Origin of the sequence: Acinetobacter sp. Q186-3, assembly GCF_013420655.1 — a bacterium.
In the GTDB taxonomy this organism is placed as follows: domain Bacteria; phylum Pseudomonadota; class Gammaproteobacteria; order Pseudomonadales; family Moraxellaceae; genus Acinetobacter; species Acinetobacter indicus.
The window spans coordinates 326,716-349,968 of record NZ_VOXS01000001.1 but is presented as its reverse complement, the minus strand read 5'-3'; the positions used below and the strand labels follow the sequence as shown (position 1 = coordinate 349,968).

The window sequence follows — 23,253 nt, the reverse complement described above, 5'->3', positions numbered from 1 at the left end:
ATTTTCCTGTTTTAGTTAAAAGTTATTATAAGTTGCCTCAATTTGAGGACTGAGGTAACTCAGTAACAAGTCGCAAAGAAACCGACAACTCGTCCAACTGGAAATGCGGTCTTAAGAAAACCACAGACTTGTAGTGTCCCGGCTGAGCAGGATTTTCTACAACCTTTACCGATGCTTCACGAAGCGGATATTGTGCTTTCGCTTCCTGAGAGGCACCGTCGTCAAGCAAGACGTATTGCGATAACCAGTCATTTAAAAAGGCTTCAACATTGCCAGCAGAGGCAAAGCTGCCGACCTTGTCGCGCATCATGGCTTTTAAATAATGGGCAATACGCGAAACCGCCATAATATATTGAATCTGGCTAGATAAGGCCGAGTTGGCATTGGCGCTATCGCTGTCGTATTTCTTCGGTTTTTGTGCAGATTGCGCACCAAAGAACGCCGCGTAGTCAGTATTTTTACAATGTACCAGTGGAATGAAGCCTAAATCGCTTAATTCTTTTTCACGACGGTCAGTAATGGCAATTTCAGTTGGACACTTGAAGACCACTTCGCCATCGCTGGTTTTAAAGGTATGGACCGGCAGGCCTTCGACCAGACCGCCACCTTCAACGCCACGAATTGCCGCACACCAGCCATGCATATCAAAGGCATTGGTTAAACGGGTACCAAAGGCATACGCCGCATTCATCCATAAATATTCATCATGGTTTTGGCCCGACACTTCTTCAATAAAGTTAAAGCCTTCAGTGGCTGCACCATCTTTCGGATGGAACGGTAGACGACCCAATACACGCGGCATGGTCAATGCGACATAACGTGAATCTTCGCTGTCACGAAATGAACGCCACTGTACATATTCTGCAGTTTCGAAAATCTTGGATACATCACGTGGACGGTCAATATCGGTAAACGATTCCAGCCCCAGAATGCTCGGACTTGCCGCAGAAATAAATGGTGCATGCGATGCCGCAGCCACGTGCGAAATCTGCTCCAGCAGATACATATCTGAAGGCGTACGGTCAAACTCGAAGTCACCAATTAAAGTCGCATACGGTGCACCACCAAATGAACCATACTCTTCTTCATAGATTTTCTTGAACAAGGTACTCTGATCAAAATCAGTCGCGCCCTGGAAATCTTTGACCAGTTCTTTTTTGGTCGTATTCAGCATGCGGATTTTAATCAGCGGATTCGACGGTGTTTCCTGACAGAAATAATATAAACCGCGCCAGGTCGATTCAATTTTCTGGAACTGCTCATGATGCATGATTTTGCTGAGCTGGGCAGAAATCAGCGCATCAATTTCAGCAATACGCTTGTCAATCGACAAGGTCATGTTTTCAGAAACAGTGATTGTGCCGGCCATGACTTCTTTGGCCAGTTCGCCAATCAGGCTTTTGGCACGGTCATGTTCTTCTTCATTGCGGGCAATCCGGCTTTGCTCGACAATCGAGTCCAGCAAAGTCAGTTCTTCTGCAGTCTGGGTTTGTGCCTGAACGGCCTGAGCATTAGTCATGATCTGCCTCCGCGCTTAATTTACGAATCTGGTCAGTATTTTTTAATACTTCATCCAGCAGATCTTCCAGACGTTCGCTATTGGAAATCTTGTTACGCAAATCGGTTAAACGCTCACGTGCTTCGACCAGTTTACGCAGCGGATCAACCTGTTGCACCACGCTTTCCGGACGGAAATCTTCCATGGAAGTGAAGGTCAGATCCACCGACATGCGACCGCCCTCTTCGGTTAAGGTGTTTTCCACATCAAATGCTGCGCGTGGCGCCAAAGATTCCATCACTTCATCAATGTTATCCAGGTCAACATTAATGAATTTTTTATCTTTTAATTTGGTCTTTTCCAGTTCAGAAGCAGCAGAGAAATCCCCCAATACCCCCACCACAAAAGGCAATTCTTTCACTTCTTTGCCATCACCCACTTCAACATCATAAGTCAGTTGAACACGTGGAGGACGAATGCGCTGAAGTTTCTTTTGTACACTTTCACGTTTAGCCATAATACAGTGATCCTGTTTTATTATTTTCGTAGCGATTCAAATGGATTATTTGAAGCCGCTGGTTTTGCTGCCGGAGCAGTTGTTCTTGTTGCAGTTGCTGCCTTGGTCGATGCGGTACGTGTGGTTTTAGCACGACTTGCATTACTGCTTGCTTTACGTGCTGCAGCACGTTGGGCTGCAGCTTTTTTGGCAAGCGATGCATTGGTAATGGCCTTGGCAGAACTGGTATCCGGAGCAGGCACTGAAGCGCGGATAGTATCCGATAATTCCTTGGCCGCTGGATAGGTCACTTCGTCAGATAAAAAGCGCATTTGCTCGGTACGCATATAGTTTAAGGCATTTTTGGCAATCGAAACGCCTGCTAAAAAGTGCGCATCAGTCAGGTCTGGATGGCGTACGCCCTGGTTTTCCAGCTGTTCTACCAGCTGCAGGGTCTTCATATTTTTACCAAGTTCCTGAAAACGTTTTGCGGCTTGAACTTGCAGTTCTTGTTTCACCTCTTGATTTTTTTTATTTTCTTTGGCACACACTTGCTGATAAATCCCCAACAATGCCTGATCAGTTTCTCCCTTAACCAGCGGATAATCCTTGATACAGCCTCGTTTTAGCTCAATCTGCTCATCTGCATAAGCAATTGGGGTGGCACAAAGTGTCGCCATTAGGGGAAAAAGAAGAATACTTTTTTTCAAAACGAGCCTCTAATTTCTAAATTCATTTATAGTGAATGGGTGTATTTGAAAACTGAACACGAACAATTTTTATCAAAAAAAAACATAGCGCAAATTTAACAAAAAATAAACTTCTGGCGTCAAGACAAATTCTGCCAACTATCGACAATAATTGTCATATTTTTGTTTCAGGTAAAATTATTTTTGTCTTATTTGTTTTCATTTTTGAAAAAATTTTAGGTAGAATACTACAACCCTAATATTTATATCAATACAAGTTATTGATATGTAAGTAAAATTTATTTTATTTACTGAAAACGATGTTCAGCCCATGGTCGCTACTTTAACCCATTTGGACTGGAATTATAACTAGAGCGTGTTATGAATAATTTAAAAATTTTGATTAATAAACTATCAAGTCATGCCAGAACAGCCTTAGAAAAGTCTGCCAATGCCTGTATTAATCAGCAGAACTACGAAATTGAAATAGAACACTTTTTCCTAGAATTATTAACCCAAGACCATAAAAATGACCTGAGTCTCCTTCTCGATAAATATAAAATTTTAAAAGATGATCTCATTCATGATTTAAAAGAAAGTGTCAGTCACCTGCCAAAGGGTAATTCTCGTACACCTATCTTTGCAAAATCTATCATTCGTCTGTTAGAGCAAGCCTGGTTATTAGCCTCGGCCGAGCAAAATCCGCAAATTCGTAGCGGTCACTTACTGGTTGCTTTGCTAACCGCACCTGATCTTTATCAGATTGCAGTGCGTGCTTCGAGCCTGTTTGACCTGTTCCCAATTGACACCATGAAGCACAAATTCTTAGATGTATGTGTCAAAAGTGTCGAAAATGAAAACGCTACTGTCCCGGAAACGGCTGAAACTGAAAGCGTCACAGCTATCGAGCCTGCACCAAATAGCAAAAAAACACCTGCGCTGGATCAATACACCATTAACCTGACTGAAAAAGCCAGAACGGGCGCAATTGATCCGGTGATTGGCCGTGAATTTGAAATCCGTCTGATGCTGGACATTTTAATGCGTCGCCGTCAGAACAATCCGATTTTAACGGGTGAACCGGGTGTCGGAAAAACTGCGGTGGTAGAAGGTTTGGCACTTAAAATTGCCAATAACCAGGTACCCGATGCGCTGAAGAACGTGCATCTGCATGTGCTGGATATGGGCCTGTTACAGGCTGGTGCCAGTGTTAAAGGTGAATTTGAAAACCGCTTAAAACAGGTGATTCAGGAAGTTCAGGCTTCGACTCATCCGATTATCCTGTTTATTGATGAAGCGCATACCTTAATTGGTGCTGGTGGTCAGGCCGGTCAAAATGATGCCGCCAACCTACTGAAACCAGCACTGGCTCGTGGTGAGTTACGTACTATCGCGGCCACCACTTGGGCCGAATATAAACAGTATTTTGAAAAAGATGCCGCGCTCAGCCGCCGTTTCCAGGTGGTCAAAGTTGAAGAGCCAACTGAAGAAGTCGCAATTGATATGCTGCGCGCCATGATTCCGGTGATGGCCAATCACTTTAAGCTGAATATTGATGATGAAGCAATTGTCACGGCTGTGCATGCCTCACATCGTTATATCAGTGGTCGCCAGCTCCCGGATAAAGCGATTAGTGTATTAGATACCGCCGCTGCACGTGTGGCGCTGACTCAAAATGCCCAGCCGGTGAAACTCGATCAGTTACAGGCGCAGCTGCACAATTTAACACTTGAACGCGAAATTGTTGAAAAAGAACATGCACACTTCCCGATTCATCATGAACGTTTAGACGGTTTAAATCAGAAAATTACTGCTCTTGAGCAGGAAATTGCCGATACACAACAGCAATGGCAACAAGAACTGGAACTGGTTCAGCAGATTCAGACGCTAGAACAGCAGACCGAAGCCGATGAAAACAGCCAGACCCAGATGCAGCAGTTACGCAGCCAGTTGCAGCAACTGCAAGGTCAACATCCGCTGGTATTTGAACGCGTCAATGCCCAGATTATTAATGAAATTATCTCGGACTGGACCGGTATTCCTGTCGGAAAAATGATTAATGATGAAATCAAGCAGGTTCTGACCTTAGAAGATAAACTTTCTGAGCGTGTTATGGGGCAAGACTATGCCCTGCATCAACTGGTGCAAGGTATTAAAACCTCAAAAGCCAAGTTGGAAGATCCAAACAAACCGCAAGGCGTGTTCCTGCTGGTCGGCCCAAGTGGGGTTGGTAAAACTGAAACTGCCCTGGCCTTGGCCAATGAGTTATACGGTGGTGAATCGCATCTGATTACCATCAACATGTCGGAATATCAGGAAGCGCATACGGTTTCATCTTTAAAAGGTGCGCCGCCGGGTTATGTGGGTTATGGTCAAGGCGGTGTGCTGACGGAAGCCGTACGTCGTAATCCGTATAGCGTGGTCCTGCTCGATGAAATTGAAAAAGCGCATAGTGATGTGCAGGAACTGTTCTATCAGGTGTTTGATAAAGGCATGCTCGAAGATGGTGAAGGTCGCCTGATTGACTTTAAAAATACCACCATCCTGCTGACCTCTAACGCCGGTTCCGGCGCCATCATGCAAAGTTGCCTGCCGCTGCCGGTAGATGAATGGCCAAGCGCAGAACAGCTGATTGAAAAGCTGAAACCAAGTTTGTACAAGCAGTTCAAACCGGCCTTTTTAGGACGTATGCGGATTGTGCCGTATTACCCATTGCATGATGATTTACTGGTGCAAATTATCCAGCACAAACTCGGTAAAATTACCGCGCGTCTGGAACAGCAGTACCAGACCAAAGTCAGCTATTCCGACGATTTAATTGAATTACTGCTGAGTCGCTGTACCGAAGTCGATAGTGGTGCACGTAATGTCGACAATATTCTGAATTCTTCGGTGCTTCCGGCCTTGGCGACAGAAATCCTGATGGCACTGGCCGAGCAAAAAATTCCGCAACTGATTCATATTGATGTCAAAGACGATGAAATCATCTATCAGCTCGATCCGGAACAAAAAACGGCCAAAAAACGAAGCAGTAAAAAAGCAAAGATGACTGAAGCGTGATCAAGGATTCAGAACAGCAATGAACCTCAACCTCGATGTATTGTTACACCCCATTTCGGCTGAACAGCCTTGCGGAGAAGATTATTCTTTTTCCAATGAGTTTCATGCCATTAAAAAGGCCAAAACTCAGGATGATCCGCTTCTCGATCAGGGCGATTGGGTCTCCGAACCCAAACAGGCCGACTGGGGTTTTGTACATAGCAAATCGACTGAATTACTGGAAAGTAAAACCAAGGATATCCGTTTATATGGCTGGCTGCTGGAAGCATGGAGCAATTTGTATGGCTTTGAGGGCATTGCTCAGGCTATTCAACTCAGCCATCGAAGCTTGAATGAATACTGGTTGCAGCTGCATCCGGAAATTGAAGATGATGATCTGGACCAGCGTATTGGTTTATTGCAAGGTTTGATTAACCAGATTCCGGTGCTGATTAAAACCGTGCCGATTGTGACTGCACCTCACTTGAGCCTGCGTGATTATGACAATTTTCTGTATCAGGACAATTTGCGTCGCAAGCAAAGTGAAGATTCATCTGATCAAGCAGCCACGCCACAGCTGGAGCAGTTTGATCAGGCGCTGTTGAATACCTCGAAGTCGCTGCAATACCAGAATTACCAGCACTTTCTGGACATTTTGCAGCAGTGGTCAAGTTTAAAAGAAGTACTGGATCAATTGATGGGCCTGGATGCACCAAGTTTTGCCGCCATTGACTCACAGCTCGATTCGATTCATTCCACGCTTAAAAAATTATATAAAACAGATGCCTTTGCCGCGCAGACTCTGGTTGAAGCATCTGAACAGAATAACATTGTGACTGCTGATGCCATTAATACTACAGCAGCCCCTGCCATAGCGATGCCCATCATGAATTCACCGACCGGTTTTCAACCGCAACCTCAAAACCATCTGGCCAACCGTGAACAGGCCATGCAGGTTTTACAGGAAATTGCCGATTACTTTCAGGCCAATGAACCCCATAGCCCGGTCAGCTACATGCTGCAAAAAACCATTAAATGGAGTCAGATGCCGCTGCATGAATGGCTGACTCAGGTAATTAAAAATGACAACCCGCTTGAAAATATTCAGGAATTACTGGGTGTGCAAAGCTCTAATGAAACAAATAGTGATTGGTAAGTGCCATGTTTAAAGCAGATAAAATTCTTTGGGGCGAAGGCTTATTTTTACGCCCGCAACATTTTCAGTTGCAAGACAGCTATCATGAACAGCGCCTGAACCATACTGTTCGTTCCACCATTCCATTTGCTTATGGCGTGCAATCTATAAAGTTTGATGAAGCACAGCTAAATACCCATGTGCTGGCTTTAGAAAGTATTGAAATGCTGTGGCAAGATGGAGAAATCTATCAGGCGCCAGCACGTGATTTACTACCTGAACCAGTACAGCTGGATGACCTGAATCTGCGTGGTGAAATGCTGGTTTATCTAGCGCTACCGATTGTACAGCCAAATAAAAATAATGTGGTGTTTGAATCTGGCGCTCAACCGGGCCGTTACCATTCACATCTCACTCAAACCCATGATTTATTCACCGACGCTACCCCGGCAGATATTACCCTGCTGAAACGCCGTGCCGAATTTAAACTGCTGGATGCCCAGTTTGAACCAAATCATGAAATGGATGGCTTTATCTATTTGCCGGTGGCCAAAATCAAACGCCACAGTTCCGGCCATTTCGAGTTTGAGCGCAAATTTATTCCACCAATTTTACATATTGAATCGAGCGACAGCCTGCTGCAAGGCCTGCGCCGTACCTTGAATGTGATTAAAGCCAAAATCAAAACCATTCAAACCAATAACCGGGAAAATGAACAGAAACTGATTGAGTTCCGTTCTGGCGATATTGTTTCGTTCTGGCTGGTGAATGCCTTAAATACTGCACATGCGACTTTAAGTCATGTTCTGCAATATCCCCAGATTCATCCGGAACGTCTATTTTTTGAATTATTACGTTTAACCGGTTCTTTGCTGACCTTCTCGACGGCCTATGAAGTCGATCAGTTGCCGCGTTATAAGCATCATCAGCTACAGGACAGTTTTGAACAGCTGGATGTCATCCTCAGAGAATTGCTGGATACCATTATTTCCAGCCGTTATATCAGCATCGCCCTGAAAGAAATCCGTCCGTCTTATTGGGTCGGCAGTCTGGAATCCGACAAAATTACCCGCGATACCCGTCTGTATATTGCCGTGTCCAGCTCGATGATGCAGGCGCATGAACTGATCCAGATTGTGCCGCTGCGTTTTAAAGTCGGTAATACGGTTGATGTTGAACAGCGTGTGATGGCCGCCTTACCGGCTATTCCAATTCATCACCTGATGCAGGTGCCGACTGCCATTCCAGTACGTTCCGGAGTGAGTTATTTTGAAATTGAGCCGAATAATGACCTGTATCAACGTATGCTCGACTCGGAATCGATCTGTATTTATGTACCGGCTGGCTTCCAGGATCTTTCTATTGAACTTATTGCTGTCATGAACGGTTAAGGACATTTTTTCATGAATACTCCACATCATGCACCTTCCTTATTTGATGATGGTCAGATTGGTACCGGTCTGACCCCGCCACAGGTCAACCCGAAAATCAGCAATAGTTCTAATCTGGTCGATTTACTTCATGACGGTTTCTATATTGTGTTCCTGATCAAGAACCAGTATGTGCCAGGCAATGTTGAAGCATTCCGCGAAAAAATCATGGATATGCTGAACCGTTTTGAAACCCAGGCGAAAAAACTGCAGTTTTCAGCCGATGATATTCACGATGCTAAATATGCGTATTGTGCCTTGCTGGATGAAACCATTGTGACCCAGCAGGACCCGCAATTTTTTGATTTGCAGAATCACTGGCTGATTAATCCCCTACAACTCAATCTGTTCGGTTCGCAGCTGGCCGGCTATCGCTTTTTTGAAATGCTGGAACAGCTCAGAAGTCGTGGCAAAGAACGTCTGGCGGCTTTAGAGGTTTATCATTACTGCATGCTGCTGGGCTTTCAGGGCAAATATCGTATTGAGTCGATGGAAGCACTAAACCATATTGTGGCGCGTGTTGGCGATGAAATTGATTATCTGAAAGGCAAGAAAACCGCGTTTTCGCCTTTTGCCGCCTTACCGGATCAGATCAAACATATTATTCACCGTGAATTACCTTTTTTCTGGATTTTGCTGTTCTTAGCCCTTTTTGCCTTATTGTCCTTTGCCGGCCTGCGTTACATGCTGTCCAACCAGAATAATAGCGCAATGAGCCAATATCAAAACGTGATTACTGCACCAACGGAACAGGCGCATATCACCATTCATTTACCATAAAATTTAGATAAAACATGGCAAACGAAAAACAAACTTCATTACGGATTTTACAAAGTAACAAGCCAAAATCGCCGTCGCCACTTTTATATAGTCTGGGCGGTTTTGTGGCGGGGGTCATGGTCACCGGTTTAGCCGGTTATGCCTATTTTTATGCAGGCCAGCCATCGACAACACTAGCAGAGTCCACTCAGGCAATGGCCGCGCCAGCGGTTACTCCATCGGAACTGCCGGCAGAACTGGAAGAATTAAAAAACCAGATGACCGATCACTCTAGTAGTTTTGAAGAACTCGAAGATGTGCAGACTGAACATCCGGTTGAATTTCAGCAACCCAATGATGGTGAACTAAGTAAAATCTTTTCCCATCAACCAGCAAAAGTTGCTGCCCAGCCTGCGCCAAATCAAGCGCGTGTAGCTCCGAACTTTCCGCAAGACATGGCCAGTACTCCTGTGGTGACAGCAAAACAGCCATCTGTACAAAAACCAGCTCCAGCACCAGCCAAAGCTGGTCCTGCTAAACCGGCCGCACCGGTTGTGGTGCCAATGGCCGCCGTAGAACCAGAAGAAACACCACAGGCCAGTGTCCAAATTTCGGTCACCCGTAAACCGGTGGAAAAAGTTGAAACTGTAAGCGTACAGGACACTGCTGTTCATCCATGATTGCGGTTATTTTTATTGCCTTTGTGCTTGTGGCCTGTAGCTTAGCGCTATTGTTGTCTTATGAATTACGCGCCAAGGTGTTATCCGGTTTTCAGGCACTTATTCCTAACAGTAAAAAACAGTTGAGCTCGGTGAAAAGTCTGGCTCAACAGTTTAATCATGCGGCTGCAGCAGAACAGATTCAAACCCATTGGCATATTCAGCAATGGTGGATTTTGATTGCCGGATTTTTTCTGTTTTCCAGCATCATTCTGTTTGCCTTTACCCGCCCGATTAGCGCCACCAAAATTGAAGCCGACTATTTAAGAGAAGTCGATCCTCAAGTTTATGCCCTGCTTGAAGGTGAAATGCTATCACCACCACCTGAAGTAGAAGAAGCACTGGTCGAAGCCGCCGTGGTTGAGGCCATGCAACTGGAAAATCAGTGGGCGGCTGTGCCGGCAGATCAGCATAGTTATGATCCGGCAGTAGAAGATTTACATGCTCACTCTCATGTCAATCCATCAATTGTCAGCGCTGATCGGAAATGGCACAAGATGAATCCACGTTATAAACAGCGCCTGCTGATGGTGTTTAAAATCATGAAAGAACGCCATGGCTATGAGCTGGTGCTATTGGAGGGTTATCGTAGTCCGGAGCGACAAAACTCGCTGTCCAAAAATAAAAACACCACCCGTGCCCGTGGTTATCAAAGCTATCATCAATTTGGTTTAGCCGCCGATGTGGCCTTTAAACGTAATGGCAAAGTGGTGATTTCCGAGCGTGACCCATGGGCAATGCGCGGTTATGAACTGTATGGTGAAGTGGCGGAGTCGGTCGGCCTGACTTGGGGTGGCCGCTGGAAATCCATTAAAGATTACGGCCATACCGAATACCGGATGCCAGGCTTAAAGAAAACCCGGGAAATGGCAGAAAAGCTGACCTCGGAAGGTCAGCTGATGGCCAATGCACTTGATTAAAACAATACCGGGCTTATGCAGATAAAAACTGCTGGATTTTATCAACCACTTCAGCAGTTTTCTCTGCATGCAGCCAATGCCCCGCATTTTCAACAGTTTCAATATTGGCCTGACTAAACTGCTGTTCAATGGCAGCATAGTGTTCCGGTTTAGATAAATACGGAGAGGCGCCGCCACGAATAAATAAACTTGGTGCATCCACCTTGACTGACTGCCAAGATAAAATTTTCGGATAAGATGCATAAAGTGCATCAACATTAAATAACCACTGCCCTTTACTAAACGATTTCATCAGAAACTGAATCACTGCATCTTCACGCAAATGCTGCTGCATAATCTGGGTGGCATCCTGGCGTGATTCCACTTGTGCTTTTTTGACGGCAAATAACGCCTCAAACACTTGGTCATGATGATTTTCCTGATAGGCAAATGGCGTCATGTCCAGCACCACCAGTTTTTCTACCCGCTCTGGTGCAAGGTCAGCCAGTTGCATGGCAATTTTTCCACCCATGGAATGGCCAATCACGATAAATTTTTGTACCTGAATCGCATCCAGGGTTTCCAGTACATCTTGCGCCATCTCGGTATAGCTCATGCTCTGGCGATGTTCTGATTTTCCGTGGTTACGCACATCAATCTGGATGACCGGATAACGTTCCTGTAACGCACGTGCCAACATACCCAAATTACTCAGGCTGCCAAATAAACCATGAATAAGAACAACCGGAATGTCGGTGCTTGATAGATGTTGTTGTGAAGTCTGGAAATTGAGCAGCATTTTTGATTCCTTGAATGCATCGGTTTTGGCTTTCTCGATATTATAGGATAAGTGTTTTATTAAAATTGTATTTTTGCTTAGGCTATTTTGTATCAGGCCAAAAATATCGGCCAGTTGCACGAAAGCATTGGCCGATCCAGTTTATTTGTTGAAATAATTGAGTGGCAGTTTCAGATAGCGCGTGCCATTGGCTTCCGGTTCAGGGAAATGTCCGGCCACCATATTGATCTGAATGGCAGGCAGAATCAGTTTTGGCATCGATAAACCGGCATCACGGCGATTACGCATTTCTACAAACTCAGCTTTTTGCGTGCCATCGTGAATATGGATATTCTCGGCTTTTTGCTGCTGGATACTGGTTTCGTGTATAAAGACCTCACGCCCTTCAGGTAGATAGTCATGGCATAAAAATACCCGTGTCTGCGCTGGCAGCTCATACAGTTTTTGCACGGAATCAAACAGTTGCTCTGCACTACCCTTCGGGAAATCGCAGCGCGCAGTGCCATAATCCGGCATAAACAAGGTATCGCCGACAAAGACTGCATCACCAATCACATAGCTTAAACAGGCTGGTGTATGCCCTGGTGTTGGAATATTGTAGGCCGTTAATTCACCAATACTGAATTGCTCATGATCATCAAACAGATAATCAAAGGCTTGATGCGCATTCAAATATTTCAAAACCAGATTATAAATACGGCCAAACGTATCCTGCACCACAATAATCTTGTTACTGATGGCAATTTTTCCACCCAGCTTTTCTTTTAAATACTGGGCTGCGGTCAGATGATCTGCATGCACATGGGTTTCTAAAATCCATTCAACGCTTAGGCTATTTTGCTGAATATAGCTAATAATTGCGTCTGCACCTTCAGTCGAGGTAGATGCCGAAGCCGCATCATAATTCAAGACGCTATCAATAATTGCACATTGCTGCGTGGCCGGATCGGTCACTACATAGCTGAATGTATTGGTCTCTTTGTCAAAAAAATGTTGTACAACTGGCGTAGCGGTCATGATTTTTTCCCTAAAAGTCGATGATGGAGATACATGCCATACATCATCGCAGCAATAAAGTACAGCGCCTGATAATAGCCCAAACCAATTAACGTAAAGCTAGGTGCAGGACAAATGCCGGCAATTCCCCAGCCAATCCCAAACAAAGCGCTGCCGATAATCAGTTTAGAATCTAGCTGATTTTGCCGCGGTAACTCAATGGCCTCATGATACACCGTCTTAGGTTCGGCCTGACGTACTGCCTTTTGAAACGGAATAAAAGCCACGGCGATGGCACCCATCATCACAAAAGCCAGACTGGCATCCCAATCCCCAAAAATATCCAGAAAACCTAGTACTTTTTCCGGATTGGACATACCCGAAATCATCAGGCCCAATGAAAATAATCCGCCAAATAGAAACGCCCAGATATTTTTCATTTTAGAATGCTCCTGTGATATGGCGGATGACATACACTGTCAATACGCCCGTCAGCATAAAGGTCAAGGTCGCTACCATCGAACGTTTGGATAAACGGCTGATTCCACAAATACCATGACCACTGGTACAACCCGAACCTAAACGGGTCCCAAAACCAACCAAAATACCGGCCACCACCATCATGAGTGGTCTGGCGTCAAGTTCAATCTGTGGCTGCTGCCAGATTCCATAAATAAACGGCGTAACAAACAGTCCCAATAAAAACCACAGCGCCGGTGTTTTAAAGATGGTGCTTGGCTGCATCACCTGAGCCAGCAAACCACTAATCCCTGCGATTCGTCCGTTCACATATAAATAGCCGACCACGGCGGCCCCTAATAAAAGACCACCTAAAAACGCAATCAGGAAATCATGCATCGCCATACACTCAAAACATTATATGTTTTTATAATATATAAAATATCAATAAATAGCTATCCTTTCTTACAAAGAGCTAACCATCTTCCCCCCTTCCTTTATTCTGGCTTTTGCGTTGTCATTTGCTGATTAAGGAGAGTATTGCTTAGGCTATTTTAGGGATAAAGGAATGAGAATGAAGCGTTTAAAAAATAAGGAAAATAAAAAAGCTTCCACTGACTAGAGGCTTAGCGCGGCCAGCACATCTCTAAAATAGGACTTGGATAAAGACTATTTTAGTTTAATAAACCGCCTTACAGGTCGTAAATGGAAAACAGTTTGCTAGAAAAATCATGTGAATTAATTAGCTGATCTTGATAGTTGGGCAAATCCCCCGAATATATCCTCGGGGAATTTTGTACTTCGGCAGAATATTATGTAGTTTGGCTTTAATTTCTTGGCGTTTTAAAGCTGCTGATCAGAAATAGAGATGAGTACCCATCCAAGTGAACTGACTTACTCAAAAGCATTTAAAACTTTCTCTACAAACCACTCTGGCAACACCTGCGCCTCGGGATTTATTTTTAACAGCTCGGCATTTTCAATCTCGGCCAGAAAAGATGCGGCTTGACCATCCGTCGAGTTATCAAAAAAGTAGGTTCGATCTGTGGCATCCACCGCCTGCATTAATAAATCCATACTGCGGTAGTAACGCTGTTTAATCTTTTGTTCAGGCACGCCATGCCCGCCCTTCTCTACGCGATACTGCACCCGCGCAATATTAATCAGCGGATCAACCGTGGAAACATAGTACAGATAGGTTTTAAATCCGTGGCGTTTTGCCTCATGTAAAAATTCCACTTTGGAAATATGCGACATCACTGTTTCAAAGGTAAAACTCACCTTTAAACGTAAAAATTCCAGGCGAATATAATCAATAATACGCGCGCATAAATAGGAATCGATTTCTGCAGGATCAAACTGTACGCAGCTTGCACTGATTAACACCGGTGGCTGACGTAATAAAGGCACCCATGTATTTGCCTGCGGTCGTTGTTTTTGTTCTAGAAAGGAAATTAAAGCGGCTGCATTCAATGCCCGATGATAATGGTCCAAATGCAAAACTGCAGAGTGTTTAAGCTGATATTCGAGTTCATCTGCATTTAAATATGCCCCAATATGATGGGGCAACAAATATTCCTTAATGGTACTTTTTCCTGAACCATTCGGACCTGCAAACATCCTGATGCGGGGTTGTGGCATAAATTAGTGAACGGTCTGTAATTTCTTTTTGCGTGTCAAGGTTTTTGGAAGATGCTGCGCACTACGATAAGCCGCCGATACATCTTTCATTACGCTTTCCTGACCATTCGGCTGGCGCTGTACCAGTTGCTGATCTTTCACATACACCACAGTTGAAGACGCACATGCCTGCTTAAAGGCATCACGAAATGCGTGAATCGCCAGTTTTGGAATCATATCATCCTCCACCTTGCCTGCTTTCATAATCGTATAAGCTGTCATTGGACAACTCCTGTTCACACTGTGTGTAATATGTCTTTATCTTAGCATATCAGGGCTATTTGTCTATTTATACAGCACTTCGCCGATACAGAGTTGTCACAGGCTGAATTAGATAGATCTGTCTTACTTAGGCTAAATTAAGATATTTGTCGCTTTTAAGAAGATTTCCCCTTAATTAAAGCAATACTGTTATTTTTTAATTCTAAAATCAAGGCCCTACTCGCCAAACCAGTTTAGGCAATACGTGAACTATCAAATTTTGCCAACCTTGCCTGAACGGCTTTCGTACAGAAAGACACAAAACTGTCTTTTTCAATGAAAGAATTGGTCAATGACTTCCTGAAAATAAATCTAACGCTTTTGACTTCAACCTGCTCTCGTGTTCGTCACAATGACTATCCATGATCAGGATTGCTCTTTTCCTATTGGTGCTTTAAATACTCGAATACACCCTCTATCTGAAAGATCAGCCCAACTATAAAGCACATGCTAAACTGATCTAAACAGCACGCTAATGACTGATCTAAGTACTATATCCCAAGCACAGAATAAAGATAAATATTTGTAATTCAATAATAAATTAAGATAGCAACACGGTAGTTTAAAGCCAGATAAAACAGAATCTATAGCGGCAACCTCTCAGCAGATATATTGAATGGTATAAATTTTAAAACGCGGCCAATTCAATATAGAAATCAGGAGGAGGATAAAAACTCCCCAAATTCAGGGATAGCATTCCGGGGGAAATCCAGAGATAAAACCGGATGCACATGCAGGCCATCTACTTGGGCTTAAACTCATCAAACTATTTTGCGGCAAACCTGTGAATGGTTTTGGTCAATTCTCATTACAATGTAAAAAACCGTAATTTCGTGCAAATTTGGAATCTTTTAACATTGCGAATTGTATGCAAAGTTTGCATGATATAGCCATATTTTGCGACATGCTTTTCACGTAAATTTAAAGAAATTATAAAAAAAATGTGGAATTTCATGCCATAATAAGCAAACTTTGCAGACATCTTGCAAAGACTATTTGCAACTTATTAATTGGAGCAGGCTGGATGAGTTCAACCATTTTGGTTATTCATGGACCGAATTTAAATTTGCTAGGAAAGCGAGAACCTGAGGTTTATGGACACCTTACCCTTGAGGATATAAATCAGCAGCTCATGACACAAGCGCAAAATGCATCATTTTCGCTAGAAACTTTCCAGAGTAACTGGGAAGGTGCCATTGTCGACCGAATTCATCAGGCAGGTCAAGAAGGCGTTCAATTCATCATTATTAATCCTGCAGCCCTGACCCATACCTCAGTCGCAGTACGTGATGCACTTCTTGGCGTTGCCATCCCGTTTATTGAAGTCCATCTGTCTAACGTGCATGCACGTGAAGCATTTAGACATCATTCATATTTGTCCGATAAAGCTGTAGGCGTGATCTGCGGATTGGGTGCAAAAGGCTATGCTGCTGCACTTGACTACGTTATCGAAAAAATTCAACTCACTTCGCAATCTTAATTAGGAATACTGTCTCATGGATATCCGTAAAATCAAGAAACTCATCGACCTGATGATTGAATCTGACTTACAAGCGATTGAAGTTAAAGAAGGCGATCAGGCGATTGCGCTTACTCGTCGCAGTCCAGTAGTAGCGGCAGCGGTTCCAGCAATGCCTGCACCAGCAGCAGATCTGCCATCAGCACCGAAATCTTCTCCACGTGGCGCAGTTGAAACTTCTCCAATGGTTGGTGTGTTCTATGCAGCACCAAGCCCAGGTGAAGCACCTTTTGTGAAAATCGGTCAAACCGTTTCTGCAGGTGAAACCTTAGGTATTATCGAAGCCATGAAAATCATGAACCCGATTGAAGCGACTCAAAGCGGTGTGATTGAAGAAATTCTAGTTAAAAATGGTGAAGTGATTCAGTTTGGTCAACCACTCTTCCGCTACCGCGCTTAAGACCACGGGGACTCACAATGTTGCAAAAAGTTTTAATTGCAAACCGTGGTGAGATTGCGCTTCGCATCACCCGGGCCTGCAAAACTTTAGGAATCAAAACTGTCGGTATCTATTCCGATGCCGATAAAGACCTGATGCATTTACGTTTCTGTGATGAAGCCGTGTGTATCGGTCCGGGCGCGAGCAGCGACAGTTATCTGAATATTCCTGCGATTATTACCGCAGCAGAAATTACCGGTGCTGATGCCATTCACCCGGGTTATGGTTTCCTGTCTGAAAATGCGGAATTTGCCGAAATTGTAGAAAGCTCAGGCTTTATCTTTATTGGTCCGCGTCCAGAACACATCCGCTTAATGGGGAACAAGGTTTCTGCCATTACCGCCATGCGTAAAGCCGGCGTACCGACGGTACCAGGTTCTGCCCATGCAGTAACACCACAAAATGCCCTGGCTGAAGCCAAAGAAATCGGCTTTCCACTGATTGTTAAAGCAGCTGCCGGTGGTGGTGGTCGTGGTATGCGTATTGTTGAACGTGTCGATACCCTGCTGGAATCGGTACAAGCGGCGCAGCGTGATGCGGAAATGTGGTTTGGTGATGATACGGTCTATATGGAACGTTTCCTGCAAAAGCCTCGTCACGTTGAAGTGCAAGTACTGGGCGATGGTAACGGCCATGCCATCCATCTGTATGACCGTGACTGCTCTTTACAGCGTCGCCATCAAAAAGTTCTGGAAGAAGCACCAGCACCAAACCTGCCAGAGCAAGCACGTGCAGATATTTTAGAAGCCTGTGTCAACGCCTGTAAGATGATGCAGTATCGCGGTGCCGGTACTTTCGAGTTCCTGTTTGAAGATGGCGAGTTCTTCTTTATCGAGATGAACACCCGTGTTCAGGTAGAACACCCGGTAACTGAAATGGTCACAGGTATTGATATTATTGAACAACAACTGCGCGTTGCCGGTGGTTTAGGCCTCGACATTCAGCAGGAAGATGTTCAGGTGAAAGGTCATGCCATTGAATGCCGTATCAATGCGGAAGATCCATCAACCTTCCTGCCATCACCAGGCAAGATTGAAAACTTCTACGCGTCTGGTGGTGCCGGTATCCGCTTAGATTCACATATCTATCCGGGCTATAGCATTCCGCCTTATTACGACTCGATGATCGCTAAACTGATTGCGCATGGTAAAGACCGTAGCACCAGTATTGCGCGCATGCGTCAGGCGCTGGATGAAATGATTTTGACCGGTGTGAAAACCAATATTCCATTACATAAAGATCTGATCTTGCAAGATGAAAACTTCTGCAAACAGGCAATGGATATTCACTACCTGGAAAAGCATTTGTTAAAGCAGCTTGAAGGTGCCAACAAGGAAGCCTAAGCGTTTCCTTGTGAAAATAAAAAAAACCGCTGATTTCAGCGGTTTTTTTATGGCTGAATTTCAGCTTTAAGGCAAAACACGGCGCAAAGTGGCAAAGCACTGTTCGGCTTTTTCATTACTACAGAAATGAATAGTATGCGGGTTTTTCCATTGCACAAAATATTGTGAAATTTCCCCGGTCTGATCTTCCTGATAACCGGAACAATCGACCTCATTATTGTCATATTTAATTTGCATGATTAAGGCAGGTAAACTGCTGGCCGGATCTTCTGCCGGCTGATAGTCATAGATGCCAGACGACCATTCCTGACCGCTTTTGATAATGACATCGTTATCACCCCGAAAATTATAATATTCAATACATTTGCGGTCATTTGGAATTTCCATGCCCCACAATCCCACAATTTCAGGACGGGTAATGACACGAACGGTATTGGCATTGACAGGCGCTTTTGCAGCGGTTGCCGCAGCACTATTTGTTGTTGTCGTTTTTGTTTCATTGGCCATCACGGCAGTGCAACATACTAACATTAAACTGGTGAGATAAAGTTTTTTCATACATTGATTCAATGATATAAAGTACCCGCTAACGTTAGCATATTTTTTGCAATAAACTTAGTGCATAAACATAACTCAACAATTTTTTTAAGCCCCAAAATCGCTATTTTTTTACTGTTTAAATTTTAATCTCGCCTTGCAACTTTGCGTAAAATCTCTTACAACAGTTTCTGACAATTTATATTTTCAGGATTGAAAATGAAGTTACAAGAATATTTAAAATATGATGGTCTGGGGCTGGCCGAATTAGTGGCAAAAAAAGAAATTCAGGCATCGGAACTGCTGGAACTGGCCGTACAACGCGCCGAACAAAGCAAAAGCCTGAATGCAATTATTATTCCGATGCATGAACATGCCCAGCAACGCGTACAAGGACCATTGTCTGGTCCATTTGCTGGGGTACCCTTTCTGGTCAAAGACCTGTTTCAGGAATATGCGGGCTACCCAACTTCTTATGGCTGTCAAGGCTTAAAAAGAATGGGCTATATTCCCGAAACAAACGCTGAAATTGTCAATCGTTGGGAACAGGCCGGAATTGTGACTTTTGGCCGTACCAACACTCCTGAATTCGGAATCAAAGGCATTACCGAACCGGATGCTTGGGGCAGCTGTAAAAACCCGTGGCATTTAAAACATAATAGTGGAGGCTCATCGGGTGGTTCTGCGGCTGCTGTGGCCGCCGGTATTGTGCCACTGGCCGGTGCCGGCGATGGCGGTGGCTCGATTCGTATTCCTGCCTCTTATTGCGGCTTGTTCGGTTTAAAGCCGAGTCGTGGCCGTACCCCATGGGGACCGTCCATGAGTGAAGCCATGCACGGCGCTGCCATTCAGCATGTGTTGACGCGCAGTGTCCGGGATAGCGCTGCCATGCTTGATGCAACCCACGGCGAAGAACACAGCTCTTTATTTAAGATTCAGCGCCCGGAAGGTCAATATCTGCAGCTGATGCAGCAAGCACCAAAAAAACTGAAAATTGCGTTTAGCACCCGCTCTCCAATTGGCACCGCTGTATCTAAAGATGCTATTCAGGTGATTGAGCACACTGTAAAACTCTTAACCAGCCTTGGGCATGAAGTAATTGAAGATCAGCCGGCTATTGATGGCATGCAACTAGCCAAAGATTTTATTACCACCTGGTTTAGTCAGTTCTCTTATATGCTGAGTCAGATTCGCGCGCAGTATCCTTCACGCAATGATGATTTCGAGCTGGATTCACTGGCGCTGGCCGCATTTGGCGCCAAAACCTCTGCGCTGGATTATATTCATAACCTGAATAACTGGGGCGTTTATACCACGCAAATGAACCAGTTCTTTGACCGTTATGATTTATATCTGACCCCAGCCACAGCCTCTGTGGCACCCCAGAATGGCGAAGTTAAAACCCCAGCCTGGCAAAAACCGGTGTTAAAAGCCTTGCTGAAAGTCGGACAGGCGCATCTGTTAACCCAAGGCAAACTGGTCGATCAGATTGTACGGGAAAACCTGAAATGGGTACCTTTTACCCAGCTGGCCAATATTACCGGCTTACCGGCGATGTCTGTGCCGCTGTACTGGAATAAACAGCACTTGCCTTTAGGTTCTCAGTTTATTGCACCTTTTGCCCGTGAAGATGTATTACTACAACTGGCTGCACAACTGGAACAGGCTCAACCGTGGTTCCCGCAATATCAACACATCAAAATTTAAAGACTTGAATATCCTGATTCAACAGCCGGTCGATATGACCGGCTTTTTCTACGCCTGTTTTTGCAGCTGTTTCGGCAAACCAAAGACCAGTAACAAGCCCAGCAATGTAGATAAGCCAGCCCAGATAAAGACCGTTTGCCCTGAAAAAATATCCCAATAATAACCGGCCAGAATACTTCCCAACGCCACACCCATACCCCACATAGTGCTATAGATAGCTTGCCCTCGTCCTTGCTGACCCAAGCTGAAATTCTGAAAAATCACCCGCATCGCAATCACATGGAATAAGCCAAAACTAAAGGCATGAATGGTCTGGGCAAAAAACTGGGCGATAAAACTGTCAGGTACCAAACCAACAACAATCCAGCGTAAACCGGTCAGCAGCAAACAGGCCATCACCAGTGTTCGCCATGACCAGCGCGACAAGAAAAAGGTTGCATAAGCAAACATGATAATTTCTGCAATCACGCCTACTGACCACAACAAACCAATTATTGAAGTACTAAAACCAGCCTGACTCAGATAATTGCTATAAAAACTGTAAAACGGCGCATGCGAAAATAGCAGAATAAACTCAATGAGGAAAAAACAGGCCACCACAGGTCGTTTTAACACCGGCCACAAAGGTTCCAGCTGTTTTTGGGAACTTGGTGCAGCGCTGGGTTCTTTAATACTAAAAGACCAGATAAATGCCAGAAACGCGATACATAGCAACAATACCGGCAGCATGGAGATTGGAATAATTTCCAGCAAGGCACCGATACCAAATACCGCAACAATAAAACCGACCGATCCCCATTTACGCACCTTGCCATACAGCTGTTCACGTTGATCGCCCAGCCAGAATAAAGTCACCCCTTCAAACTGGGCCAAAATGGCATTCTGGAAAAAGCTAAAAATTAGCATCAGCAACGCGACTGACTGAAAACTATTCGGAATGATAAACAGCATGAACCAGATACAGGCTTCCATCCAGGTGGCAATACGCACCAGCAACATGCGTTTACCGGATTTATCGGCAATCCATCCCCAAATAAAAGGGGCAAAAAAACGGGTGATAATTGCAATGGAAGACAGAATCCCGATTTCCTGATAATTGAAGCCCTGATCTTCCAGATACAGGCTCCAAAATGGCATAAATGTGCCAACAATGGCGTAGTAGAAAAAGTAGAATCCACTTAGTTTGTGTCGAATTGGAATAGGTTGCATTAGCTTGCATATCCTTGCATTTTCAATAACTTAAAATATTCAAAGGTTGCATAGCATTGCATAAGTTTATCCTTGATTGCAGTTCAACTGTCTACAAATCAGTCTACAAACTTTAAAAAAATATTTTTCCTAATTTTTTGTAGACCGCAGCATAAGACACAGATATTCTTAATTTTATGATTAAATTTGATGAAAAGCACGTTGCATTAAGTGAGGTGATGGATTGATGGGGTTCTTAGGTGGTTTATGTCGCACTTCAAGTGTTACTCTGCCTACTTTCCCATGACGCTTTGGCAGCTGAGAAGTTAAATCAAAACATTGCTGACAACATTGCCAAAGGTCTGAAACTTGATGGACAAGACATCAAGACCGTATTGAATCGTATCTCGGAATCCTCCAAATACATTCATTACAGTGTTCATTGAAATATTAATTGCTTGGCACACTGTAGCAACGACCGCGCGAATAGCAGCAAAAGCAATTTCAATACTAACTTTCAGACCAACTGCCACAGCTGCGAATCCATTCATCGCACCAGCGACTAGATCCATAAACCCTACTTGTTGAATCGCTCCATCACCAATATCAGCTGTTAAATCACTCCAAATCCCACTGATCGTACTAAATAGACTTTGAACAATATCGAGAAGGCTTTCGAATGTTGTGATTATCGCCGTGACTGCACTATCAATACCCTCTCTGGATCTTGATGCAAAACCAAGGAAATCATTTGCTAGATTTGTTAGTGCTGGTGCTGCTTGAGCAGCCAGTCTTGTGAATACGCCGTCTATAGTTTGCTGAATTGTACTTAACGCAGTATTGAATTCCTTAGTCTTCGCAATTGCATCCCGATCCATAATCAAGCCAAGCTCATGCGCTTGATTTGAATATTGTTTCAACTTCTCAGCGTTATTCTCAAGCAATGGTGCCAATAGTGTTGCATCATTAGCGATTGACTCCATGTAAAAAGTCATCTCAGCTTGGGATACGTTCGCTTTCTCTAACGTTTGATAATACTTTTCAAGAATTTGTGGACCAGTGAGACCTTGGAACTCTTTGGCAGTCACCCCCACTTTTGGTGCAATTTTTTCGAAGAAATCAGCCATTTCTCCACCACCAGTTTGCATGAAGTCACCAAACTTATCATTCACATCTTTCATGATGTCAGATAGTTTGTCCTCTTCAACCATGACTGATTTAGAGGCAAATGCCCACTCTTGGAATTCTTTTGTGGTTGTTTTAGCCAAGCGTGCTTGAATTTCCAATTCTTTAGATGCTCGACCAACTTCAGACGTTAATGACGCCAATCCAATAACTGCTGTCCCAACAGAAGCCGCTATACCAACACCGATCGCGGCAAAACTTTTAGTCAGATTTCCTGAAATTGATTTGCCAATATCCTCAAACCTATTGTTGATATTCTTGGATATGTCATCCAAACCAGTTTTAATGCTTGAGAAATCCAGCTTAAATTTTACTTTATTCCCTGTATCCTCAATCCGTTTGGCACCGTCGCTAACGATCTTTTCAGCATCATTCATGCCTTTCTTAAGTTCGGAAGTCTTCGCACCAACGTGCACTTCCACTCGATTGTTGCTCATAATTCCTATCTCACAGGCATAAAAAAACCGCCGTGAGGC

Annotated in this window: 21 protein-coding genes and 1 pseudogene; 10 read left to right on the top strand and 12 right to left on the bottom strand. The window is 44.2% G+C overall.

Annotated elements, in window-relative coordinates:
- Positions 1-37: 37 nt before the first annotated feature.
- Genes tssC through FTT64_RS01700 form a run of 3 tightly spaced genes read right to left on the bottom strand, consistent with a single transcriptional unit; the run spans position 38 to position 2,674 of the window.
- Positions 38-1,519: a type VI secretion system contractile sheath large subunit gene (tssC, locus tag FTT64_RS01710; RefSeq protein WP_005177804.1), complete on the bottom strand. Its 1,482-nt coding sequence runs from the start codon at positions 1,517-1,519 to the stop codon at positions 38-40.
- Positions 1,512-2,015 (bottom strand): type VI secretion system contractile sheath small subunit, encoded by a 504-nt coding sequence (gene tssB / locus FTT64_RS01705; protein WP_045795670.1) that lies wholly within the window; start codon positions 2,013-2,015, stop codon positions 1,512-1,514. Before tssB ends, tssC begins: the two co-directional genes overlap by 8 nt.
- A gap of 20 nt (positions 2,016-2,035) precedes the next feature.
- Positions 2,036-2,674 carry a hypothetical protein gene (locus FTT64_RS01700; protein WP_104483770.1) on the bottom strand — a complete coding sequence of 213 codons (639 nt, stop codon included), beginning with the start codon at positions 2,672-2,674 and terminating at the stop codon, positions 2,036-2,038.
- A gap of 390 nt (positions 2,675-3,064) precedes the next feature.
- Between FTT64_RS01700 and tssH the strand changes: the two genes are divergently transcribed.
- From tssH to FTT64_RS01670, 6 genes are read left to right on the top strand one after another with little or no spacing between them, the layout of a single operon-like run.
- Positions 3,065-5,743 carry a type VI secretion system ATPase TssH gene (gene tssH, locus FTT64_RS01695; RefSeq protein WP_180061539.1) on the top strand — a complete coding sequence of 893 codons (2,679 nt, stop codon included), beginning with the start codon at positions 3,065-3,067 and terminating at the stop codon, positions 5,741-5,743.
- A 19-nt stretch (positions 5,744-5,762) separates the two neighbouring features.
- The gene (gene tssA, locus FTT64_RS01690; RefSeq protein ID WP_180087982.1) at positions 5,763-6,878 is read left to right on the top strand and encodes a type VI secretion system protein TssA; all 1,116 of its coding nucleotides are present in this window, start codon (positions 5,763-5,765) and stop codon (positions 6,876-6,878) included.
- Positions 6,879-6,883: 5 nt separating this feature from the next.
- The gene (tssK, locus tag FTT64_RS01685; RefSeq protein ID WP_005177795.1) at positions 6,884-8,248 is read left to right on the top strand and encodes a type VI secretion system baseplate subunit TssK; all 1,365 of its coding nucleotides are present in this window, start codon (positions 6,884-6,886) and stop codon (positions 8,246-8,248) included.
- A 12-nt stretch (positions 8,249-8,260) separates the two neighbouring features.
- On the top strand, positions 8,261-9,067 hold the full coding sequence (gene icmH, locus FTT64_RS01680; RefSeq protein ID WP_104471483.1) for a type IVB secretion system protein IcmH/DotU: 807 nt from the start codon (positions 8,261-8,263) through the stop codon (positions 9,065-9,067).
- A gap of 14 nt (positions 9,068-9,081) precedes the next feature.
- Positions 9,082-9,726: a hypothetical protein gene (locus FTT64_RS01675; RefSeq protein WP_127799551.1), complete on the top strand. Its 645-nt coding sequence runs from the start codon at positions 9,082-9,084 to the stop codon at positions 9,724-9,726.
- Positions 9,723-10,685 (top strand): M15 family metallopeptidase, encoded by a 963-nt coding sequence (locus FTT64_RS01670; RefSeq protein ID WP_127799549.1) that lies wholly within the window; start codon positions 9,723-9,725, stop codon positions 10,683-10,685. The genes FTT64_RS01675 and FTT64_RS01670 overlap by 4 nt, the downstream gene beginning before the upstream one ends.
- Before the next feature lie 13 nt (positions 10,686-10,698).
- On the opposite strand, the gene FTT64_RS01665 is transcribed toward FTT64_RS01670, so the two are convergent.
- The 6 genes from FTT64_RS01665 to FTT64_RS01640 all read right to left on the bottom strand — a co-directional run bounded on the left by FTT64_RS01665 (position 10,699) and on the right by FTT64_RS01640 (position 14,820).
- Entirely contained in the window at positions 10,699-11,463 is a 765-nt protein-coding gene (locus tag FTT64_RS01665) for an alpha/beta fold hydrolase (RefSeq protein ID WP_180087981.1), read from the bottom strand.
- A 141-nt stretch (positions 11,464-11,604) separates the two neighbouring features.
- Positions 11,605-12,480, bottom strand: a complete 876-nt coding sequence (locus FTT64_RS01660; RefSeq protein WP_180181984.1) for an MBL fold metallo-hydrolase — start codon at positions 12,478-12,480, stop codon at positions 11,605-11,607.
- Positions 12,477-12,899 carry a DUF6691 family protein gene (locus tag FTT64_RS01655; RefSeq protein WP_005177782.1) on the bottom strand — a complete coding sequence of 141 codons (423 nt, stop codon included), beginning with the start codon at positions 12,897-12,899 and terminating at the stop codon, positions 12,477-12,479. Before FTT64_RS01655 ends, FTT64_RS01660 begins: the two co-directional genes overlap by 4 nt.
- A 1-nt stretch (position 12,900) precedes the next feature.
- Entirely contained in the window at positions 12,901-13,317 is a 417-nt protein-coding gene (locus FTT64_RS01650) for a YeeE/YedE family protein (protein WP_016658158.1), read from the bottom strand.
- Positions 13,318-13,812: 495 nt separating this feature from the next.
- Positions 13,813-14,559 carry a hypothetical protein gene (locus tag FTT64_RS01645; RefSeq protein ID WP_016658159.1) on the bottom strand — a complete coding sequence of 249 codons (747 nt, stop codon included), beginning with the start codon at positions 14,557-14,559 and terminating at the stop codon, positions 13,813-13,815.
- Between the two features lie 3 nt (positions 14,560-14,562).
- Positions 14,563-14,820 (bottom strand): hypothetical protein, encoded by a 258-nt coding sequence (locus FTT64_RS01640; protein WP_005177774.1) that lies wholly within the window; start codon positions 14,818-14,820, stop codon positions 14,563-14,565.
- A gap of 1,063 nt (positions 14,821-15,883) precedes the next feature.
- Here FTT64_RS01640 and aroQ point away from each other — a divergent pair.
- Genes aroQ through accC form a run of 3 tightly spaced genes read left to right on the top strand, consistent with a single transcriptional unit; the run spans position 15,884 to position 18,160 of the window.
- Positions 15,884-16,339: a type II 3-dehydroquinate dehydratase gene (aroQ, locus tag FTT64_RS01635; RefSeq protein ID WP_005177772.1), complete on the top strand. Its 456-nt coding sequence runs from the start codon at positions 15,884-15,886 to the stop codon at positions 16,337-16,339.
- Positions 16,340-16,355: 16 nt separating this feature from the next.
- Positions 16,356-16,778, top strand: coding sequence for an acetyl-CoA carboxylase biotin carboxyl carrier protein (gene accB / locus FTT64_RS01630; RefSeq protein WP_005177770.1), 423 nt, complete (start codon positions 16,356-16,358; stop codon positions 16,776-16,778).
- 17 nt (positions 16,779-16,795) lie between these two features.
- Positions 16,796-18,160, top strand: coding sequence for an acetyl-CoA carboxylase biotin carboxylase subunit (gene accC, locus FTT64_RS01625; protein ID WP_005177767.1), 1,365 nt, complete (start codon positions 16,796-16,798; stop codon positions 18,158-18,160).
- Positions 18,161-18,226: 66 nt separating this feature from the next.
- Here accC and FTT64_RS01620 read toward each other — a convergent pair whose 3' ends face one another.
- The gene (locus FTT64_RS01620) at positions 18,227-18,718 is read right to left on the bottom strand and encodes a hypothetical protein (RefSeq protein ID WP_218946399.1); all 492 of its coding nucleotides are present in this window, start codon (positions 18,716-18,718) and stop codon (positions 18,227-18,229) included.
- Positions 18,719-18,916: 198 nt separating this feature from the next.
- On the opposite strand from FTT64_RS01620, the gene FTT64_RS01615 reads away from it, so the two are divergent.
- Complete coding sequence (locus FTT64_RS01615; protein WP_180181983.1) at positions 18,917-20,404, top strand: amidase; 1,488 nt, start codon at positions 18,917-18,919, stop codon at positions 20,402-20,404.
- A 48-nt stretch (positions 20,405-20,452) separates the two neighbouring features.
- Here the strand turns inward: FTT64_RS01615 and FTT64_RS01610 are convergent, their stop codons facing one another.
- Together FTT64_RS01610 and FTT64_RS01605 are read right to left on the bottom strand one after the other, a co-directional pair.
- Positions 20,453-21,613: an MFS transporter gene (locus FTT64_RS01610; protein ID WP_180181982.1), complete on the bottom strand. Its 1,161-nt coding sequence runs from the start codon at positions 21,611-21,613 to the stop codon at positions 20,453-20,455.
- Positions 21,614-21,890: 277 nt separating this feature from the next.
- Positions 21,891-23,214 (bottom strand): annotated as a pseudogene (locus tag FTT64_RS01605) (phage tail protein); the annotation flags it as partial.
- Positions 23,215-23,253: the final 39 nt, after the last annotated feature.

Bases quoted from the DNA above. Each gene is read 5' to 3' on its own strand.
- tssC (WP_005177804.1), bottom strand. From the start codon at position 1,519: ATGACTAATGCTCAGGCCGTTCAGGCACAAACCCAGACTGCAGAAGAA.
- tssB (WP_045795670.1), bottom strand. From the start codon at position 2,015: ATGGCTAAACGTGAAAGTGTACAAAAGAAACTTCAGCGCATTCGTCCT.
- FTT64_RS01700 (WP_104483770.1), bottom strand. From the start codon at position 2,674: ATGGCGACACTTTGTGCCACCCCAATTGCTTATGCAGATGAGCAGATT.
- tssH (WP_180061539.1), top strand. From the start codon at position 3,065: ATGAATAATTTAAAAATTTTGATTAATAAACTATCAAGTCATGCCAGA.
- tssA (WP_180087982.1), top strand. From the start codon at position 5,763: ATGAACCTCAACCTCGATGTATTGTTACACCCCATTTCGGCTGAACAG.
- tssK (WP_005177795.1), top strand. From the start codon at position 6,884: ATGTTTAAAGCAGATAAAATTCTTTGGGGCGAAGGCTTATTTTTACGC.
- icmH (WP_104471483.1), top strand. From the start codon at position 8,261: ATGAATACTCCACATCATGCACCTTCCTTATTTGATGATGGTCAGATT.
- FTT64_RS01675 (WP_127799551.1), top strand. From the start codon at position 9,082: ATGGCAAACGAAAAACAAACTTCATTACGGATTTTACAAAGTAACAAG.
- FTT64_RS01670 (WP_127799549.1), top strand. From the start codon at position 9,723: ATGATTGCGGTTATTTTTATTGCCTTTGTGCTTGTGGCCTGTAGCTTA.
- FTT64_RS01665 (WP_180087981.1), bottom strand. From the start codon at position 11,463: ATGCTGCTCAATTTCCAGACTTCACAACAACATCTATCAAGCACCGAC.
- FTT64_RS01660 (WP_180181984.1), bottom strand. From the start codon at position 12,480: ATGACCGCTACGCCAGTTGTACAACATTTTTTTGACAAAGAGACCAAT.
- FTT64_RS01655 (WP_005177782.1), bottom strand. From the start codon at position 12,899: ATGAAAAATATCTGGGCGTTTCTATTTGGCGGATTATTTTCATTGGGC.
- FTT64_RS01650 (WP_016658158.1), bottom strand. From the start codon at position 13,317: ATGCATGATTTCCTGATTGCGTTTTTAGGTGGTCTTTTATTAGGGGCC.
- FTT64_RS01645 (WP_016658159.1), bottom strand. From the start codon at position 14,559: ATGCCACAACCCCGCATCAGGATGTTTGCAGGTCCGAATGGTTCAGGA.
- FTT64_RS01640 (WP_005177774.1), bottom strand. From the start codon at position 14,820: ATGACAGCTTATACGATTATGAAAGCAGGCAAGGTGGAGGATGATATG.
- aroQ (WP_005177772.1), top strand. From the start codon at position 15,884: ATGAGTTCAACCATTTTGGTTATTCATGGACCGAATTTAAATTTGCTA.
- accB (WP_005177770.1), top strand. From the start codon at position 16,356: ATGGATATCCGTAAAATCAAGAAACTCATCGACCTGATGATTGAATCT.
- accC (WP_005177767.1), top strand. From the start codon at position 16,796: ATGTTGCAAAAAGTTTTAATTGCAAACCGTGGTGAGATTGCGCTTCGC.
- FTT64_RS01620 (WP_218946399.1), bottom strand. From the start codon at position 18,718: ATGAAAAAACTTTATCTCACCAGTTTAATGTTAGTATGTTGCACTGCC.
- FTT64_RS01615 (WP_180181983.1), top strand. From the start codon at position 18,917: ATGAAGTTACAAGAATATTTAAAATATGATGGTCTGGGGCTGGCCGAA.
- FTT64_RS01610 (WP_180181982.1), bottom strand. From the start codon at position 21,613: ATGCAACCTATTCCAATTCGACACAAACTAAGTGGATTCTACTTTTTC.